General features: G+C 70.5%; 1 protein-coding gene. It reads right to left on the minus strand.

From position 1 onward, the window contains the following. Window positions 1–107: 107 nt before the first annotated feature. Window positions 108–1,241 (minus strand): IS701 family transposase, encoded by a 1,134-nt coding sequence (locus IEZ08_RS39010; protein WP_189244244.1) that lies wholly within the window; start codon window positions 1,239–1,241, stop codon window positions 108–110. Window positions 1,242–1,273: the final 32 nt, after the last annotated feature.

The following is a 1,273-nucleotide window of genomic DNA, read 5'->3' on the forward strand; positions in this document are numbered from 1 at the left end:
TTGGGCTTGTCGCCGACGGCGCCAGCGCGACCAGCTCAGGACGTGGCCTGCCGAATGGGTGGGCTGCAGCAGAAGACGATCCAGCAGCCGGCGGGTTTCGTTGACGGTCAGCGGGATGAGATCATGATCGTCTGGTGGAGTGTCGGCACTGGGGGCTGGCCCGCCCCCTTTGCCCGGGCGGCGGTGACGGCCAGGTAGGCGTGGGCCAGCATCGACAAGGTGATGTGCCGGTACCAGCCGGTGTAGGTGCGCACCTGGTAGTGGTCCAGCCCGGCCTCGCCCTTGGCGGCCTGGAAGCACTCCTCGATGGCCCACCGGGCTCCGGCGACCTTGAGTAGTTCCTCCAGCGTGGTGCGGGCGGGGGCGTAGCAGACGTAGTAGGCGACCTCGTCCGGGTCGGTCAGGGAGCGGCGGGCCAGTACCCAGTGGCCGCGGCCGGCCGCTCGCAGCGGGCGGATCGGCGCCCGCGCCCAGGCGTAGACGCGCGGGCCGTGTGCGCCCTGGCCGCACGAGCGGCGCCGCCAGGCCTGCGGCGGCAGGGCGGCGATGAGTTCATCGACGCGTTCCTCGCGCAGGGCCATGCTGACGACGGTGTCGTTGCGGCGGGTGGCCAGCACGTGGAAGACATCGCGCTGCTCCAGCCAGAACCGCAGGGATTTGGCTTGGCCGTAGGCCTCATCGGCGGTGAACCAGCGAAACGGCACCCCGGATTCGATCGCCCGGGTGAGCATGGCCACAACCAGTTGATGCTTGGTGGCGAACGGCACGTGGTCGGGGATGCCGGCCTGCCGGCAGCGGGCGCGGTCGTCGGTCCAGGAGGCCGGCAGGTACAGCTCCCGGTCGATCAACGCCCGGCCCCGGGCCGAGGCATAAGCGAGGAAAACGCCGATCTGGCAGTTCTCGGTCCGGCCCGCGGTGCCCGAGTACTGGCGCTGCACCCCGGCCGAGCGCACGCCCTTCTTCAGGAACCCGGTGTCGTCGGCGATCAGCACGGCTTCGGGAGCGCCGAGATGTTCTGCCACGTACTGGCGCAGGTCGTCGCGGACCGTATCGGCATCCCAGATCGTATTCCGCACCAGGCGCTGCATCCCGTCGGGGCTGATCTGCCCGGCGAACTCCGCCAGGGTCCAGCCGTTCTTGCGCTCCAGGCCCGCCAGCAGGCCCCGCACGTAGGCCAGCACCCGCTCACGCGGTTCGGCCCGGGCGAACCGCCGTGCGATCCGCTGATGCAGCTCCTCCAGTCCTGCCGACCACGCCTCAAGATCTACAGCAG

This window comes from Planobispora rosea (assembly GCF_014648175.1).
Taxonomy (GTDB): Bacteria; Actinomycetota; Actinomycetes; order Streptosporangiales; family Streptosporangiaceae; genus Planobispora; species Planobispora rosea.